The sequence below is a fragment of the Salmonella sp. SAL04213 genome (assembly GCF_046550535.1).
Taxonomy (GTDB): Bacteria; Pseudomonadota; Gammaproteobacteria; order Enterobacterales; family Enterobacteriaceae; genus Salmonella; species Salmonella enterica.
On sequence record NZ_JBGDXS010000002.1, the window covers coordinates 129,028 to 145,984 of the forward strand.

Sequence of the window (16,957 nt, forward strand, 5' to 3'; positions counted from 1 at the left end):
TAAGTTTAAAAAACTACTCACAGTATATCGGTAAACTAAAAAGATCGGCCAAATAATTTATTGTCCCCGATCGCGTTCGTCATGGTTTTCGGGATACCGCTCGGCCAAAGGAAAGAGGACAGTGTGTTAATTCCGCCAGAATAGCGTTGGCGGAAAATATCGTCTTACGACCTTGTTATTGTTATGCTAATAATCATTATACCAGGCGACACGCATCCGCTTCCCAGCGATATCCCACCCCGTAGACCGCGCGTATAAATGACTGTTCGGCATCCAGCGATTCCAGCTTGCGGCGCAGGTTTTTAATGTGGCTGTCGATAGTACGATCGGTCACCACACGGTAGTCGTCGTAGAGGTGGTTTAACAACTGCTCGCGGGAAAAAACTTTACCCGGTTCAAGCGATAAGGTTTTTAGCAGGCGGAATTCAGCGGGGGTTAAATCCAGCGCTTTACCACACCAGGAGGCCTGAAAGCGGCTTTCATCAATCATTAACGGGCTTTCGGCATCCTGCTGCTGGAGTTCGCGCTGCGGTTTACAGCGGCGCAAAATGGTTTTCACGCGGGCCACGACTTCGCGTGGGCTGTAAGGCTTACAGATATAATCATCGGCGCCGATTTCCAGCCCAAGCAGCCGGTCGATCTCTTCGATTTTGGCCGTGACCATCACAATGGGGATGTCGGAAAAACGGCGAATCTCCCGGCATAGCGTCAGACCATCGGTACCCGGCAGCATCAGATCCAGCAGGATTAGATCCGGCGGCGTTTGACGCACATACGGCAGTACCTTGTCGCCATGATTGATGAGCGTGGGGGCGTAACTCGCCGCGCGTAAGTAGTCAATAAGCAGCTGACCCAGCTTGGGTTCATCTTCAACAATCAAAATGCGTGGCGTGTTTTCATCAATGGGTAATTCAGTCATACTTCTCTCTGTAAATCGCGATCCAGCGGTAACTCTACTGTAATGCTAACCCCGCCAAAAGGCGAATGAGCGGCGTGAAGATGACCGTTATGCGCGTGTACAATATTGACGCATATCGCCAGCCCCAGTCCAGAACCGCCGCTGGCGCGGTTACGGGACACTTCCGTGCGGTAAAAACGGTCAAAAAGCTTTTGTAACTGCTCATCGCTGACGCCCGGTGCAGAATCGGCAAAGGTCAGGAATAATGATTTGTCGCGTTGTTCGGCGGAAATATGCAGGCCGCCGCCGCTGTCGGTGTAGCGCAAACTGTTTTCCAGCAGATTATTAAACAGTTGCATCAGGCGATCCGGGTCGCCGAAGACGGTCATGCTATCCGGCAACGCGTAATGTAGCGTTAGCCCCCGGCTGGTAAAGCGCTCTCTGAACGCGCCGCCAGCGACTTCCAACAGGGGAACAAGATCGACGGTCGTTTTTTGGTAAGCCAGCGCGCCCTCGTCAGACAACGACAGCTGATGCAGGTCGTCAACCAGTTTGGTAAGCGTACCGACTTCCGCCTGTAGCGAGGTAACCGATTCTGGCGTGAACTGGCGAACGCCATCCTGAATGGCTTCCAGTTCGCCGCGCAATACCGCCAGCGGCGTGCGCAGTTCGTGGGAAATATCCGCCATAAAGTCGCGGCGCATCTGCTGGTTTTTTTCCAGCGTGCTGGCAAGCTGGTTAAAATCCTGCGCCAGTTTTCCCAGCTCATCGGCGCTGGTTGGGGTCACGCGCGTGGTAAAATCCCCCGCCGCCAGTCTGTGCGTACCCTCGACCAACCGTTTGACCGGGGCGAGCAGGCCACGCGCCAGCAAAAATGTCGCCAGCGCGGCCAGCAACGTTGATAACGCCACGATCATCCAACTGGCGCGCCGCTGCTGCATATCAAAATTAATATCCGTATTGCGCGTCAGCCGCTCGACAGGCGAGGCGATAATCGCGCCGACTTCGACGCCATTGACCAGAATGGGGCGGCGAGTACCGTCATGCGGCACCGGACCGCGTGGGCCGACCAGCACCCGGCCATTTTGATCGACGACCCAGAACTGGGTGCGCCAACCGTGCGGCGGCATACCGGGGCCGGGTTTATCCCGGTCGTTGTCATGCTCAAATGAACGCAGAATCTGGAAAACGAAGCGATCGTTGTTGCGTAAAAAACGCCAGTTGCCGTGTTGCTGGTACTGGTCGCCCAGCGCATCGCCCAGCATTTGTAGCCGCTGCTCGTTGCCGTGTTTGATATAGTCAATAAATCCGCGTTCAAAACTGACGCGCACGGCCCAATGCATACTGATCAGCAGCACGATGCAGGTGGCGAAGATCGCCAGAAACAGCTTGCCGGTGATTCCGGGCCGCCAGACTTTCATTACAGGCTCCTTTTACGCCGTGAAATGACCATGTTTTGCTGTGTATCGTTCGGCACGCGGGCAAAAATTATCGCCGGTAGCGCGATAATAACCGCCATACATAACCAGGTGTACATAAAGACGTGATGTGTGGCGCTACTGTCTATCCCGATATGCTGTTGGCCAAACATACCCAGCAGCATTCCGGCAATAGTGACGCCGATACTCATCGAGAGCTGCATAATCATCGATAATAAGCTATTGCCGCTGCTGGCCAGCGTATCGGGAAGGTCTTTTAGCGTTAAGGTGTTCATGGAAGAAAAGCGCGCCGAGTTCACCATTCCCTGCAAAAGCAGTACCAGCGGCAGGAGATAATACCAGCCGAGCAGCGCGACCGACATAAACAACAGGCTAACCAATGCCAGTCCGAGCGTAGTCGCCACCAGAACCCGACGATAGCCAAAACGGTTAACTATCTGCACTACAATCCGCTTCATTCCCATGCTGCCCAGCACCATGGGAATCATCATCAAACCGGCATGAAACGGTGAAAAACCAAGACCAATTTGCAAAAAGACCGGCGTCATAAACGGCAGCATACCGCTGCCGATACGCCCGGCAAAACTGCCCAGCAACCCCAGTGAAAACGTGGGCGTGCGGAACAATCGCAGGCTGAATAACGCGCCTGAGTTTTTTTTGGCATGGAAGAGATAGAGCAGAATGGCTGCCGCGCCGCCCGCAGCAAGTCCGGCTAATGTCCAGGGCGAAATCCCCATGCTTTTACTACCGTCCAGCGCCAGCGTGAGTACCGCCATGCCGATAGCTAACAGCAGGAACCCCGGCAGATCAAAGCGCCGGGTCTCTATGGTGTAGTTTGGCATCAGCATAAAGGTTGCCATAGCGCCGACAATTCCCACCGGGATATTGATCAGAAAGATCCAGTGCCATGAAGCATATTCCACCAGCACCCCGCCCAGCGCGGGGCCGAGTAACGGCCCGATCTGACCCGGCAGGGTGACGAAGGTCATCGCCGCCATATATTGCGCGCGCGGCACGATTTTCATGACCGTCAGGCGTCCGACCGGCACCATCATCGCGCCGCCTACGCCTTGTAAAACCCGCGCTAATACCAGTTGATTAAGCGTGCCGGAAAGGGCGCAAAACAGCGAACCCAGCGTGAACAGCACAATGGCGGCAAAGAAGATATTACGCACGCCGATTTTATCTGCCAGCCAGCCGCTGGCGGGGAGCATTACGGCGACGGTAAGAACATATGACACCACTACCATGTGCATATGCAGCGGGCTTTCCCCCAGGCTTTTCGCCATGGAGGGCAGCGCAGTGTTGACGATGGTGGTATCCAGCGACTGCATAAAAAAGCCGAATGCCACAATCCAGAGTTGCCAGCGGGTGTTGTCAGGAAGTTCTGTCATATCTCTACTACCGGTTTGCTATTTTTACGCGAAAAACGCAGCCGCAGACGGTCGAAAAAGAGGTACACCACTGGCGTGGTATAGAGCGTCAGAAGCTGGCTCATGACCAAACCGCCGACAATGGTTATCCCCAACGGCTGCCGTAATTCCGAACCGTCTCCGCCAGATAACACCAATGGCAGTGCGCCGAACAGCGCCGCCAGCGTGGTCATCATTATTGGACGGAAGCGTAACAAGCAGGCCTGGAAAATGGCTTGTGCCGGCGTCAGGCCGCCGCTTCGTTGCGCTTCAAGCGCAAAATCGACCATCATAATGGCGTTTTTCTTCACAATGCCAATTAATAGCATGATCCCTATCAGGGCGATTAGGCTGAAAGGGGCATTGAAGAGTTCCAGCGCCAGAAGCGCCCCAACGCCCGCCGATGGCAGAGTAGAGAGAATGGTCAGCGGATGGACGTAGCTTTCGTACAGTATCCCCAGCACAATGTAGACGGTAGCGATCGCCGCCACTATCAAAACAAGCTGTGAATTCATGGTCTGCTGGAACACTTGCGCCGTTCCGGAAAAACTGCCGCGTACCGTCGGGGGGACGCCAAGCTGCGTCATGGTGCGATTAATGGCCTCCGTCGCCTGCGATAACGATGTGCCGGTCGGCAGGTTAAAGGCAATCGTGGACGCCGCGGAAAGTCCCTGATGGTTCACCGACAGCGGCGCATTGGCGGGCCGCCATTGGGCGAAATAAGAGAGGGGGATCGCTTTTCCGTCGCGGTTGATAACAAACATTTTCTCCAGCGCGCTGATATCCTGGCTATAGCGCGGATCGACTTCCATCACCACTTTATACTGGTTCATCGGCTGATAAATGGTGGAAATTTGCCGCTGGCCGAAAGCATTATTTAACAGACTGTTTGCGGCCTGAACATCAATGCCCAGTCGTGACATGGTGTCGCGGTCGTAGATAAGGTTCATCTCCGCGCCGTTATCCTGCTGGTCGGAGTTTACGTCCGCCAGTTGCGGCAGGGCCGAGAGCGCTTTGCGTATTTTCGGCTCCCACTCGCGCAGCGCCGCCAGAGAGTCAGACAGCAACGTATATTGGTAACTGGCGTTAGCCTGCCGCCCGCCGACGCGAATATCCTGTACCGCCATCAGAAACAGCCTGGCGCCGGGTTCTTTTGCCAGTTTGACCCGCAGTCGATCAATGATTTGCTGCGCCGTCTCTTTGCGCTCGCCGCGCGGCTTCAGCGTAATAAACATCATGCCGCTATTCACCCGCGAGCCGCCGGTAAAACCAGTGACATTATTCACCGCCGGATCGTCGCGAATAATTTTCATAAAATCCTGCAGCTTGCCGCGCATGGCCTGGAAAGAGATGCTCTGGTCAGCCTGAATACCGCCCATCAACACGCCGGTGTCCTGCTCCGGAAAGAATGTTTTAGGGATGGCGATATAAAGCCAGATGTTCAGCGCAATGGTGCCAAGAAAAACCACACCGACAAGACGCGTATGGTTAAGCACCCATTTTAACGACGTGCCGTAACCCTGTTGCAAGGCGACCAGCAAACGGCCAACGCCCCGTTTACGCGGTTGGGTGCGCGGTTTGCTTGATTTAAGCATCCAGCCGCACATCATCGGCGTCAGCGTGAGCGAGACCACCAGCGAAATGCCAATCGCCACCGAGAGGGTAACGGCGAATTCCCGTAATAATCGCCCTGGCAGACCGCCCATTAACAGCAGCGGCAGAAATACCGCCACCAGCGACAGACTCATGGAGATGACCGTAAACCCGACTTCCCGCGTACCCTGTAATGCCGCCTGCAAAGGTTTCATTCCCGCCTCCAGATGGCGGGCGATATTTTCCAGCACCACAATGGCATCATCAACGACAAATCCGGTCGCGATAGTCAGCGCCATCAGCGACAGATTGTTGAGGCTGAAGCCGCACAGATACATGGCGGCGAAGGTGCCGATGAGCGAAACGGGAACGGCGACGGCGGGGATTAGCGTGGCGCGCCCGGAACGCAGGAATAAAAACACCACCAGGATCACCAGCGCGACAGAGATAGCCAGCGTCTCTTCTACCTCTTGCAGCGACGCGCGAATCGTCGGCGAACGATCCTGGGCGATTTGTAAATCGATAGCGGCGGGGATCATTGCCCGCAGTTCCGGCAGTTTTGCCCGGATGCCGTCGACCGTCTGAATAATATTGGCCTCCGGCAGCTTGCGGATCATCAACAAAATAGCGGGTTTAGCGTTCGTCATCCCGGCGTTACGGACATCCTGCACCGAGTCGGTGACGCTGGCGACGTCGCCCAGGCGTACCGCCGCGCCGTTGTTATAGTGAATAATCAGCGGCTGGTATTCGGCGGCGGTTTTCAGTTCGTCGTTGGTCTGGATTTGCCAGCGGTGCACGCTATCTTCAATTGCGCCTTGCGGTCGGCGTACGTTGGCGCTGTCGATCGCTTCGCGGACCTCATCCAGCGAGACGCCCTGGTTAAAGAGCGCCTGCGGGTTTAAGCCTACACGTACTGCGGGCAGGGAGCTGCCGCCGACGTCAACATCGCCGACGCCGTCAATTTGCGCGATGGTTTGCGCCAGTTGGGTAGAGGCGAAATCATACAGTTTGCCCTGTGACCAGCTCTCCGAGGTGAGCGTTAAAATCATAATCGGCGCGTCGGACGGGTTGGCCTTGCGATAAGTCGGGCGGCTGGGCATTCCACCTGGCAACAAGCTTTGCGCGGCGTTAATGGCGGCCTGCACGTCGCGCGCCGCGCCGTTAATATCACGATCGAAATTAAATTCGAGAATAATGCGCGTACTACCGAGCGAGCTGCTGGAGGTCATTTCATTGACGCCTGCAATGCGTCCCAAAGAACGTTCCAACGGCGTCGCCACCGACGAAGCCATGGTTTCCGGCGAGGCGCCCGGTAGCGAGGCGCTAACCATAATCACCGGGAAATCGACCTGCGGCAGCGGGGCGACCGGCAGCAGACGAAAGCCCAGAATGCCGCACAGCGTAATGGCGGCGGCAATCAAAATGGTGGCGACCGGGCGGTAGATGAAAAGGGCGAAAAAGCGCATCTACGCCTCCTCTTTATGGCGCGGAAAGCGACTTTTCACGTACAGCGACAGGCGGTCAAACAGGAGATAAATCACCGGTGTGGTAAACAGAGTTAATACCTGGCTGACCAGTAAGCCGCCTACCATCGCGATCCCCAACGGGCGACGTAATTCCGCGCCAACGCCGGTACTCAACATTAATGGCAATGCCCCGAGCAACGCCGCCAGCGTGGTCATCAGAATCGGTCGAAAACGCAGCAGACAGGCCTGGAAGATAGCGTCGCGCGGGCTCATCCCCTGTTCGCGTTCGGCGGCGAGGGCGAAGTCAATCATCATGATGGCGTTTTTCTTCACGATGCCGATCAGCAAAATAATGCCGATAATGGCGATAATATCGAGCTCGCTACCAGCGATGATCAGCGCCAGCAGCGCGCCGACGCCCGCCGTAGGCAGCGTTGAGAGAATCGTGATCGGATGGATAAAACTCTCATACAGCACGCCGAGCACGATATACATCGCCACCACGGCGGCGACAATAAGCCAGACGGTGCTGCCCAGCGCCGCCTGGAAGGCGAGCGTACTGCCCTGAAACTGCGTTGTAATATCCGCTGGCAGGGCGAGCGTTTTTTCCGTATCGAGAATCGCCTGCACCGCATCGCCGAGCGAATAGCCCTCCGGCACGTTAAACGAAAATGTCGTGACCGGGAACTGATCTAAATGATTGATGGAGAGCGGAGCGAAGCGCTGCTCAATGCGGGCAATCGCGCTGAGCGGTACGGTGCCGCCGTCGCGGCTCGTCAGGCGAATCGTCTCCAGCGCCGCCAGGCCCGGCGTGCTGGCGGTATTATGTTCCAGCACGACGCGGTACTGGTTCGCCTGGGTATAAATCGTTGAAATCAGGCGTTGTCCGAACGCGTTGTAGAGCGCGTTATCCACATCCGCCATGCTGATACCCAGACGGCTGGCGCTGTCGCGGTCGACATTCACCCAGGCCGCTAATCCTCGATCTTGCCAGTCACTGCTTACCTCAGAGAGCTGTGGTAACGACTGTAGCGCGTTCTGCAGTTTTGGCACCCAGTGGCTGAGCGCATCGAGCGTCGTGGCCTGCAGGGTAAACTGATACTGCGTGCGGCTGACCTGCGTGTCGATGGTTAAATCCTGCGTCGGCTGGAGATACAGCGCCACGCCGGGAATCGTCGCCACGGCGGTTTGCAGCCGGGAGATCACCTGCTGCACGCGGTCATCACGCGCATCCAGCGGCTTGAGGTTAATTTGCAGGCGCGCGCTATTCAGCGTGGGGTTAGCGCCGTCTACGCCAACAAAAGTCGTCAGGCTTTGCACCGCCGGGTCCTGTAATATCCGCTCCGCCACCTGGCGCTGACGTTGCGCCATACTGGCATACGATGACGATTGCGGCGCCTGCAGCGTCCCCTGGATAATGCCGTTATCCTGTACCGGAAAGAACCCTTTCGGGATGACTATCCACAGCATAACGCTGAGCAGGAGCGTGGCGAATGCCACGCTCAATGTAAGCCACGGATGGTTGAGTACTTTCGCTAATCCGCGTCCATAGCTGGCGATCACGCGGTCAAACATCCGCTCGCAGGCGCGGGAAAAGCGGTTTTGTTTACGCAGAGACTGCTGGCTGAGCATACGCGCGCACATCATGGGCGTGAGCGTCAAAGAGACGACGGCGGAGATTAAAATCGCTACCGCCAACGTCACCGCAAATTCGCGGAACAGTCGACCAACAATATCGCCCATAAAGAGCAACGGGATCAGCACCGCAATCAGTGAAAAGGTGAGGGAAATAATGGTAAAGCCGATTTCGCCCGCGCCTTTGAGCGCCGCCGCCAGCGGTTTTTCTCCTTTTTCGATGTAGCGCGAGATGTTCTCGATCACCACAATCGCATCGTCCACCACGAAACCCGTGGCGATAGTGAGCGCCATCAGCGTCAGGTTATTAATGGAAAAATCCAAAAACACCATCACCGCAAAGGTGCCGATAAGCGACAGCGGTACGGCGACGCCGGGAATAATTGTGGCGGGAATATTACGTAAAAACAGATAGATAATCATGACGACCAGCGCGATCGCCAGCATCAGTTCAAACTGGGTATCGCGCACGGAAGCGCGAATATTGGTGGTGCGATCGGACAGGACCGTGACCTTCACCGATTTCGGCAGGCTTTCGGTAAGCTGGGGCAGCATCTGGCGAATGCTGTCCGCTGTCGCAATGATATTGGCGCCGGGCTGGCGTTGAACGTTCATCACGATAGCCGGCGCTTGATTCGCCCATGCGCCGAGCCAGCTATTTTCCGCCCCCTGTTCGACGGTGGCGACATCGCCCAACCGTACCGGCGCGCCGTTTTGATACGCGATGATAAGCCTGCGGTATTCGTCGGCAGACTGCATCTGATCGTTAGCAGAAAGCGTCACCGCCCGTTCGGGGCCATCCAGACTGCCTTTCGCCGAGTTGACGTTGGCGCCGGTAATTGCGGTACGGACCGTTTCGCTGGTCAGACCGAGCGCGGCGACAGCCTGAGCATTCAGTTTTACGCGTACCGCAGGGCGCTGCCCGCCGGCAAGCGTCACCAGCCCGACGCCGGAGACCTGTGAGATCTTCTGCGCCACGCGGGTTTCTACCATGTCCTCTACCTGGGTCATCGGCATCGCGTTTGAGGTGACGGCAAGCGTCATAATCGGCGGGTCCGCCGGATTGACTTTGCTATAAATCGGCGGATTCGGCAGGTCGGAAGGCAATAAATTGGTGGCTGCGTTAATCGCCGCCTGTACTTCCTGCTCGGCAACGTCCAGCGGCAGCGTCAACTGAAACTGTAGCGTCACCACCGATGCGCCGCCGGAACTTTGCGACGACATCTGCTTCAGTCCTGACATCTGGCCGAACTGGCGCTCAAGCGGCGCGGTGACGGCGGAGGTCATGACATCCGGGCTGGCGCCAGGGTAGAGCGTAACAACCTGAATAGTGGGGTAGTCGACCTCCGGCAAAGCGGCGACGGGCAGGAAGCGATAGCCGATAATCCCGGCGAGTAAAATCGCCGCCATCAGCAGAGTGGTGGCCACGGGGCGCAGAATAAACAGACGCGAAGGGCCGCCCGTGCTGCCCGGAGGTAATACCTGCATCAGGCGCGCGCTCCTTTTTGACCTTCATGGCGGGAAGGGGATTTTTCATCCGCCACGGTGGTTTGCGGCTCGACGACCTCGACTTTTGCGCCTTCCGTCAGCCGATCAATACCATCGGTAACGACGCGATCGCCTGCCGACAAGCCTGCGCTGATCACCACGTTTCGGTTATCCTGAATACCGATTTTTACCCGCTTCTTGCTGACGTTATTTTCGTCGTTCAGCACCCACACAAAGTGGCCCTCATTGCCCATTTGCACCGCCGCGGCAGGCACCACAACGGCATTTTGTTCGGTATCGACCAGCATCCGGGCGTTCACAAATTGATTGGGGAACAGCGTATCGTCCTGATTGGTAAAGCGCGCTTTAATTTTGATCGTTCCCGTCGTGGGATCAATCTGGTTGTCCAGACTGAGCAACACACCTTCGCTCAATTTGTGCGAGTTAGTCCGATCCCAGGCTTCTACGACCAGCGTTTTCCCCGCTTTCTGCGCCTGAACCACGGTCGCGATATCGCTTTCCGGCAGAGTAAAAATGAGATCAATCGGGTGCGTTTGCGTAATGACGACAATACCGGCGGTATCGCTGCTGGAAATCTGGTTGCCGACATCCACCTGTTTCAGACCCACGCGTCCCGAGACCGGGGCCGTGATACGACTCCAGTCGAGCTGTAACTGCGCGCTGGCGACATTGGCTTCATCCGCTTTAATGGTTCCCTGGGTTTCGTTGACCAGCGCCTGTTGCGCATCCAGTTCCTGACGGGAAACCAGATTGGTTTTTGCCAGTTGTTGATAGCGCGCCAGATCACGACGCGCATTCGCCAGCGTAGCGTTATCTTTCGCCAACTGTCCCTGAGCCTGCGCCAGGGCGACCTTAAACTGGCTGGGATCGATTTGCGCCAGCAGATCGCCTGCGTTGACCTGCTGACCTTCCTGAAAGTGCAGGGCGATGAGTTGACCATCCACGCGGCTACGTACCGTAACGGTATTCGCTGCGGTCACGGTACCCAGCCCGCTCAGATAGCGCGGTACGGCCTGCGTGGTCGCGGTCGCGGCCTGTACCGGCGCCAGAGGGCCGTCGCGCATACCGCGGCGACCTGCGGCGGCGGTATGCGGCGCTTGCGCGGCGACGCCCGGCGCGGCGGTCGGGCTTTCGCTACGGCTATGCCAGAACCAGAATGCGGCGGCCACTACAACCCCAATCGCTATTGCCCAGCGGAAAGTATTACTGCCTTTCATCGGTATAAGTTTCTCATCCTGAAACGTTTTGCGGAATGTTGCTCCCTCTATTGTAGTCAGCAGGGAAGGGAGAAAAATGGAGGAATTATGGAACACGGTCGGGATTATTCTGAATGGCGGCCCGCTTTGCGAGGCGCTACGCAACTCTCATCGGTGAAAATCGTTAACGCGCCGGAGTGCGGTAAAGTGGCGGCACGGCAATAAAGGTAAGCCACCGATTTCAGCAGGACGCTGAAACGGGAAAGCCCCTCCCGAGGAAGGGGCCAAAATAAGGAAAGGGTTATGATGAAGGTAGTCATCATACTGGTGATACTCTTAGTGATTAGCCTACCAGCTTACTAAGACACCAGGGGGAGGAGGAATCCTCCCTTACCCTCACTCCTGACGTTAAGCCACATCAAGAATAATGTCAATCCATCAGCGCTGGGCTTGCGAGGCGCTTAGCGGAAAACAACCTCCGCCCAGCGCGCCAGTCCTGCGGTGACGGAGCCGAAATCATCGCCGCCAGAGACGGGTATGCCCGGTAGCTGTTCGGAAAGCGCTTTTTTAATCAATGGCGAACGGGCGCTGCCGCCGGTCAGATAGATGACATCCGGTTTTTCCTGCGCGCTGTCCAGCGCCAGTTGCACCTGTTCCAGAATACGCGCCAGCGGTTGATCCAGCGCCGCTTCCAGTCCTTGCTGGCTGATAGCGACCGCCAGGTCGTCGCTGATAAATGGCAGCCTCGCCGTAACATCCGCCTGGCCGGAAAGGGCGATTTTGCTCTCTTCCGCGCAGCGTACCAGGCGGTAACTAAGCCGTTGACGCCAGACCTTGAGCAGCAACGCGACCTTGTCTGCTTCACGCGCGTTGCGAACCAAATCGTTCAACAGACGACCATTCGCGCTACTGTAAAAATCGCTTTGCGCCGGGACGTCGTTAATCGCCACGGCATTCCACCACGGCAGCACCGGCAGGGCGATGCCTTTTTCGGTTTCGCCGCCCATGCCCAGCAAAGGCATCAGATTTTTAAAGGCCAGCGCGATATCCAGATCGTTTCCGCCCACGCGGCAACCGCTGTGTCCCAACAGGCTGTTTTCACGATCGGCGCGCTGACGCCACTGCGGCCCCATCAGCAGCATGGAACAGTCGGTGGTGCCGCCGCCAATATCCACGACCAGCACACGCTTCTCTTCCCGCAGCGTAGCTTCGTAGTCCAGGCCCGCCGCAACCGGTTCATACTGGAATACCACCTCCTGAAAACCGGCGCGTTTTGCCGCCCGCTCCAGAATACCCTGCGCCTGGCGGTTCGCGTCATCGCCGCCCAGTCCCTGAAAGTTGATCGGGCGACCGATCACCGCCTGGGTAATGGCCTCCGGCAATTGGCTGTGCGCCGTATGACGAATATGTACCATCATGGCGCAGACCAAATCTTCAAACAGCGCGACCTGCTGCGGTTTCAGGCCGCTGGCGCCTAAAAAGGATTTCGGCGATTTGACAAACCAGACCTCCTGGGGATCGTCAATATAGTGCGCCAGCGACGCCAGACCAAACTGTACGCTTTGCGCGCCAACCTCAATATCTTCCTCGCGGTTGTAGCGTATCGCGCGGCGTAGCAGCGCCTGGGTTTCTTCGTCCGTTGCCGGCACATCATGATGGCGATACAACCACTCGCTCACCGCTTCGCGCGTCGGCGCGCACAGCATAGACGGCAGTAATGCGCTGTTATTCTCCATTGTCAGCAACTGTGGATGCCCGTCGCGCATAATGGCGACCGAGCAGTTTGCCGTACCGTAATCAAATCCTATAAACACCTTAAAATCCCCATGCCAGTGAAGAAGGGGCGTGACTTTAGCGAAATGTCGTCGCGGCGACAACTGGAATATGAAAGCAAGGCGTTACGTGCGATTAGCGTTTATGCTGAAAGGTCAAATAAAGGAGAAAAGTATGTTTACCCTGAGCTGGCAGCCACCTTACGACTGGTCGTGGATGTTGGGCTTTCTTGCCTCGCGTGCGGTGGACGGCGTGGAAACGGTAGGCGAGGGCTTTTATGCGCGCAGCCTGGTGGTGGGCGAGCATCGCGGACTGGTCAGCGTGAGGCCCCATCTGCCCACCCACACTGTGCAGGTTAGCGTGAGCGCCGGATTACTTCCCGTCGCGCCGGCGTGTCTGGCGAAGGTTTCGCGTCTGTTTGATCTTGACTGCCAGCCCGCGCAGGTTGCCGCCGTGCTGGGGCCACTGGGCGAGGACAGACCGGGGCTGCGTTTACCGGGATCGGTTGATACGTTTGAACAAGGCGTGCGGGCGATACTGGGGCAACTGGTGAGTGTCGCGATGGCGGCAAGGTTGACGGCGAAAGTGGCGCGCCGCTATGGCGAGGCGTTGCCGGATGCGCCCGATTATGTCTGTTTTCCCGGTCCGGAAACGCTGGCGTTGGCCGATCCGCTGGCGCTTAAAGCTCTGGGGATGCCGCTGCGGCGCGCCGAAGCGCTGATTCATCTGGCGCAGGCGACGCTGGCGGGAAAACTGGCGCTCGCCGCGCCGCCGGATATTGAGCAGAGCGTTAAAAATTTACAAACGTTTCCGGGAATTGGCCGCTGGACGGCGAACTATTTCGCCCTGCGCGGTTGGCAGGCAAAAGATATCTTTTTGCCCGATGATTACTTAATTAAGCAGCGCTTTGCCGGGATGACGGCCGCGCAGATCCGTCGCTACGCGGAGCGCTGGAAACCGTGGCGTTCCTACGCGCTACTGCATATCTGGTATACCCACGGCTGGCAACCGTCAATGGATAGCGAAATAGCTGGTATTCAGTAACAAATCCAGCGGTTGCGCTTCGGCGATAGTGTCGCCATAAATCAGATCCACGCCAATACGGGAGAGCGTATCCAGCACCTGTGGATTTTGTACCGGCCCGGCGAGCGTTTTGATGCCCAGATGCTGGGCGTGTCCCTGGATGATCGAGGTCAGCATTTCATCCATTAAACTCTCATGAACGTTGGCGATAAGGTCGCTATCCAGCAGTAAATAATCGACGATATGCGGGGGCAGTAAATTAAACAGCTGTAAATCGCGCCCGACATGGCTGAGAATAACCTGGCAGCCGCGTTGCCGCAGTTTTCGCAGAGTCGCAGCGGCGGTCTGCGCCTGCTTAACGATAACGTCAGCCGGGATAATCAGGTGTAATAACCGTGGCGGTAGTGGGCTATGCTCCAGTTGTTCCAGCAGCTCATCAATAAGGGTCGCGCTGTATAATCCTGCGGCGGACAGCGGCAGCGCAACGCTTAATCCCTTGCTGGCGACGGCGGTCGCCGCATGGTGGAAAAACTCATGGAATACCCGTCGGTCAAGCGCGTGATGCAGCGCGGAGTCGGCTAACCCTGCCCGGAACGCGCGCTCTTCCAACACTTCCCCTTCGCTGGTCCACAGCCTGAGTGAGACCAGCCAAAAGCTGGTGGCCTCCGGCGTACGCGGCGGCGCGACGTTTCTGGCAAGCATCAGCAGGTGGTTATTTTTAATCATATGCCACTGTTCTTCCAGCGGCATCATTCCCTTTGAGGAGGTTAATGCGTGCTGCGGTTCGTACACGGTCAGACGGCCTCGACCGCTATTTTTCGCGGCGTAGCAGGCAATATCGGCCTGAGACACGACCTCTGTGAGCTGGCAGTTATGTTCATTTATCATTGTGATCCCGGCGCTGGCGCCGATCCGATGCAGGCGTCCTTCCCACATAAAGTGATATTCATTAATGGCGTTGATAAGCCGCGTCGCGATAAAGCGCGCGCTGTCACTATTACAATCCGGCAGCAACAGGCCAAACTCATCGCCACCCAGACGGGCCAGGAGATCGCCGGATCGAAGCATACTGAGCATCAGTGACGCGAGCTCGCGCAATAAGGCATCGCCGGCGGCATGTCCCGCGCTGTCGTTAACCGCTTTAAAACGGTCCAGATCGATAAACACCAGCGCATGATGTTGAGGCGATTCCTGTATTGTTTGCAGGCGCTGTTGAAGCTGCTTTTCAAAACTGGCGCGGTTGGCAAGATGGGTGAGGGCGTCATGCGTTGCGCTGTAGCTGAGCTGGCGTAACATTTTTCGTGATTCGGTAACGTCCTGGATAACCAGAACCGAACCAATCTTATCGCCGTCAAGCGTACTGAGCGGCGTGATACTGTAATGAATATCGTAGCTGCCGCCGTTATGACAATGGAGCACTATCTCCTGTTCCATGTCCGATCGCGACCTGTCGGCGCGATAAATATCCTCCAGCAGCGGCCCCTTATCACCTGACGTAATGCGCAGAACCGTTAATAATGGCGCGCCTAAAGCATCCTCTTGCCGCCAGCCGCTCATCTTCTCGGCGATCGGGTTCATAAAGGTGATATTCATCGCGACATCAATACACACCACCGCTTCTCCGATAGAGTCAAGCGTGATGTGCAACCGTTCTTTTTCCTGAAACAGCGCGTCGTTCGCCTGTGTAATACGCTCCATCAACCGCTGGTTTTCCTGCTCGCTTTGCTTGAGATCGTTAATATCTTCAATCTGAGCAATAAAATAGAGAGGTTTATTGTCTTTATGACGAACCAGCGAGACGGCCAGCAGCGCCCAGACGACATCGCCGTTGCGGGTGTAGTAGCGTTTTTCCATGGAATAGCTATTGATGTCGCCGCGCACCAGCATGTTTAGCTGTTCAAGGTCGTTATTCAGGTCTTCCGGCCAGGTCAATTGCTGAAATGTCATCGTGCGTAATTCATCCTGGCTATAGCCAAGAAAATGGCTCAGAGATTTATTGACCTGTAGCCACTGACCCTCCGTACCGACCAGCGCCATACCAATGGCGGAATACTCCATCGCGTTGCGAAAGCGGGATTCGCTCTCGGTGATATGTTTGCGTTCCGTGCGAAACGCGTACATCACCATCGTCATCATATTGGCAGGCAGCAGGATCATTAAAAAAGGCAGCCACGGCATATTGACCATCACGTCGGTTTTCGGCGTGGCGAGCAGCGTGGGGTCATTGGCCAGCATGAGCGAGACCACGATAACGGTAGCTAAAAAAATTAAAAACGCCTCCATTCGCGGCAGACGCACCGCACTCCACATCAACAGGACGATAACGCACGTAAACGGCCACGGAATATAGCGCATAGCGAGCCAGCTTAGCGCCAGCGTAATGACCAGCGTCAATAGCGTTTCCAGCAACAGATGCGGGTCGCGATGACGCAACAGATAGTGTGGTTTAAACAGTAAACCTAACGGCACCAGCGTCAGTGCGCCGATGGCTTCCGATAATACCCAAATCAGAAACGCTTTCGAGGCGACCGCTTCCGGCGCTATCAGCCAAAATAACAGGCCGCCGAGTAGCGGCGGAATCACGGCGCTGCCGATAGCCAGACGAAACCAGTCATTCAAATTTTGTAAGGGGTTGTAGCTGGGGAGCAGTTTTCGCAGCAGTATCGCGCCAGTGGCCGCCTCGATAATATTTATTGCCGTCCAGCTAAAGTTAAGCGAGGCGGCAGGAAATAAAGTCAGTGAGGCGCCGATGCTGCCGAGCGAGCAGGCGACCGCGATCCCTGGCCACAGACGGCCCGCATGGCGGTAAAACGCGACCATCATAATGGAGGTGGGGAACCACAGCGGCGCGAGTTGGGTGCCGACACGCGATAATACGAGCGAAAAGAGCGTAAAGACAAACGCGACCAGGCCTAAACTGACCAGACGCAATAGCGGGTGGGGGACGGTAACGAAAACATGTTGGGATGGTTTACTCATTACCACTCTATCCGAATCGCCGGTAACGTCGCGG

10 protein-coding genes are annotated in these 16,957 nt (G+C 56.5%); 2 read left to right on the forward strand and 8 right to left on the reverse strand.

Annotated features, from left to right (window positions below; translation table 11 throughout):
* Positions 1 to 196: 196 nt before the first annotated feature.
* From baeR to mdtA, 6 genes are read right to left on the reverse strand one after another with little or no spacing between them, the layout of a single operon-like run.
* Positions 197 to 919: a two-component system response regulator BaeR gene (gene baeR, locus ACLJPQ_RS05395; protein WP_000137854.1), complete on the reverse strand. Its 723-nt coding sequence runs from the start codon at positions 917 to 919 to the stop codon at positions 197 to 199.
* Entirely contained in the window at positions 916 to 2,319 is a 1,404-nt protein-coding gene (gene baeS, locus ACLJPQ_RS05400; RefSeq protein WP_000870081.1) for a two-component system sensor histidine kinase BaeS, read from the reverse strand. The genes baeR and baeS overlap by 4 nt, the downstream gene beginning before the upstream one ends.
* Positions 2,319 to 3,731: an MFS transporter gene (locus ACLJPQ_RS05405; RefSeq protein WP_000137818.1), complete on the reverse strand. Its 1,413-nt coding sequence runs from the start codon at positions 3,729 to 3,731 to the stop codon at positions 2,319 to 2,321. Before ACLJPQ_RS05405 ends, baeS begins: the two co-directional genes overlap by 1 nt.
* Positions 3,728 to 6,808, reverse strand: coding sequence for a multidrug efflux RND transporter permease subunit MdtC (gene mdtC / locus ACLJPQ_RS05410; protein WP_020898990.1), 3,081 nt, complete (start codon positions 6,806 to 6,808; stop codon positions 3,728 to 3,730). The genes ACLJPQ_RS05405 and mdtC overlap by 4 nt, the downstream gene beginning before the upstream one ends.
* Positions 6,809 to 9,931 carry a multidrug efflux RND transporter permease subunit MdtB gene (mdtB, locus tag ACLJPQ_RS05415; protein WP_001197797.1) on the reverse strand — a complete coding sequence of 1,041 codons (3,123 nt, stop codon included), beginning with the start codon at positions 9,929 to 9,931 and terminating at the stop codon, positions 6,809 to 6,811.
* The gene (gene mdtA / locus ACLJPQ_RS05420; RefSeq protein WP_064000681.1) at positions 9,931 to 11,169 is read right to left on the reverse strand and encodes a multidrug efflux RND transporter subunit MdtA; all 1,239 of its coding nucleotides are present in this window, start codon (positions 11,167 to 11,169) and stop codon (positions 9,931 to 9,933) included. Before mdtA ends, mdtB begins: the two co-directional genes overlap by 1 nt.
* Positions 11,170 to 11,451: 282 nt before the next feature.
* Here mdtA and ACLJPQ_RS05425 point away from each other — a divergent pair, with 282 nt between their 5' ends.
* Complete coding sequence (locus ACLJPQ_RS05425; protein ID WP_105887528.1) at positions 11,452 to 11,511, forward strand: type I toxin-antitoxin system Ibs family toxin; 60 nt, start codon at positions 11,452 to 11,454, stop codon at positions 11,509 to 11,511.
* A gap of 98 nt (positions 11,512 to 11,609) precedes the next feature.
* Here the strand turns inward: ACLJPQ_RS05425 and yegD are convergent, their stop codons facing one another.
* A complete protein-coding gene (yegD, locus tag ACLJPQ_RS05430; protein ID WP_080091047.1) occupies positions 11,610 to 12,962 on the reverse strand; it encodes a molecular chaperone in 1,353 nt (450 codons plus the stop codon).
* Positions 12,963 to 13,095: 133 nt separating this feature from the next.
* Here yegD and alkA point away from each other — a divergent pair, with 133 nt between their 5' ends.
* Entirely contained in the window at positions 13,096 to 13,965 is an 870-nt protein-coding gene (gene alkA / locus ACLJPQ_RS05435; protein ID WP_080184653.1) for a DNA-3-methyladenine glycosylase 2, read from the forward strand.
* Here the strand turns inward: alkA and ACLJPQ_RS05440 are convergent.
* Positions 13,933 to 16,923, reverse strand: coding sequence for an MASE1 domain-containing protein (locus tag ACLJPQ_RS05440; RefSeq protein WP_080184652.1), 2,991 nt, complete (start codon positions 16,921 to 16,923; stop codon positions 13,933 to 13,935). The genes alkA and ACLJPQ_RS05440 overlap by 33 nt on opposite strands.
* Positions 16,924 to 16,957 lie beyond the last annotated feature (34 nt).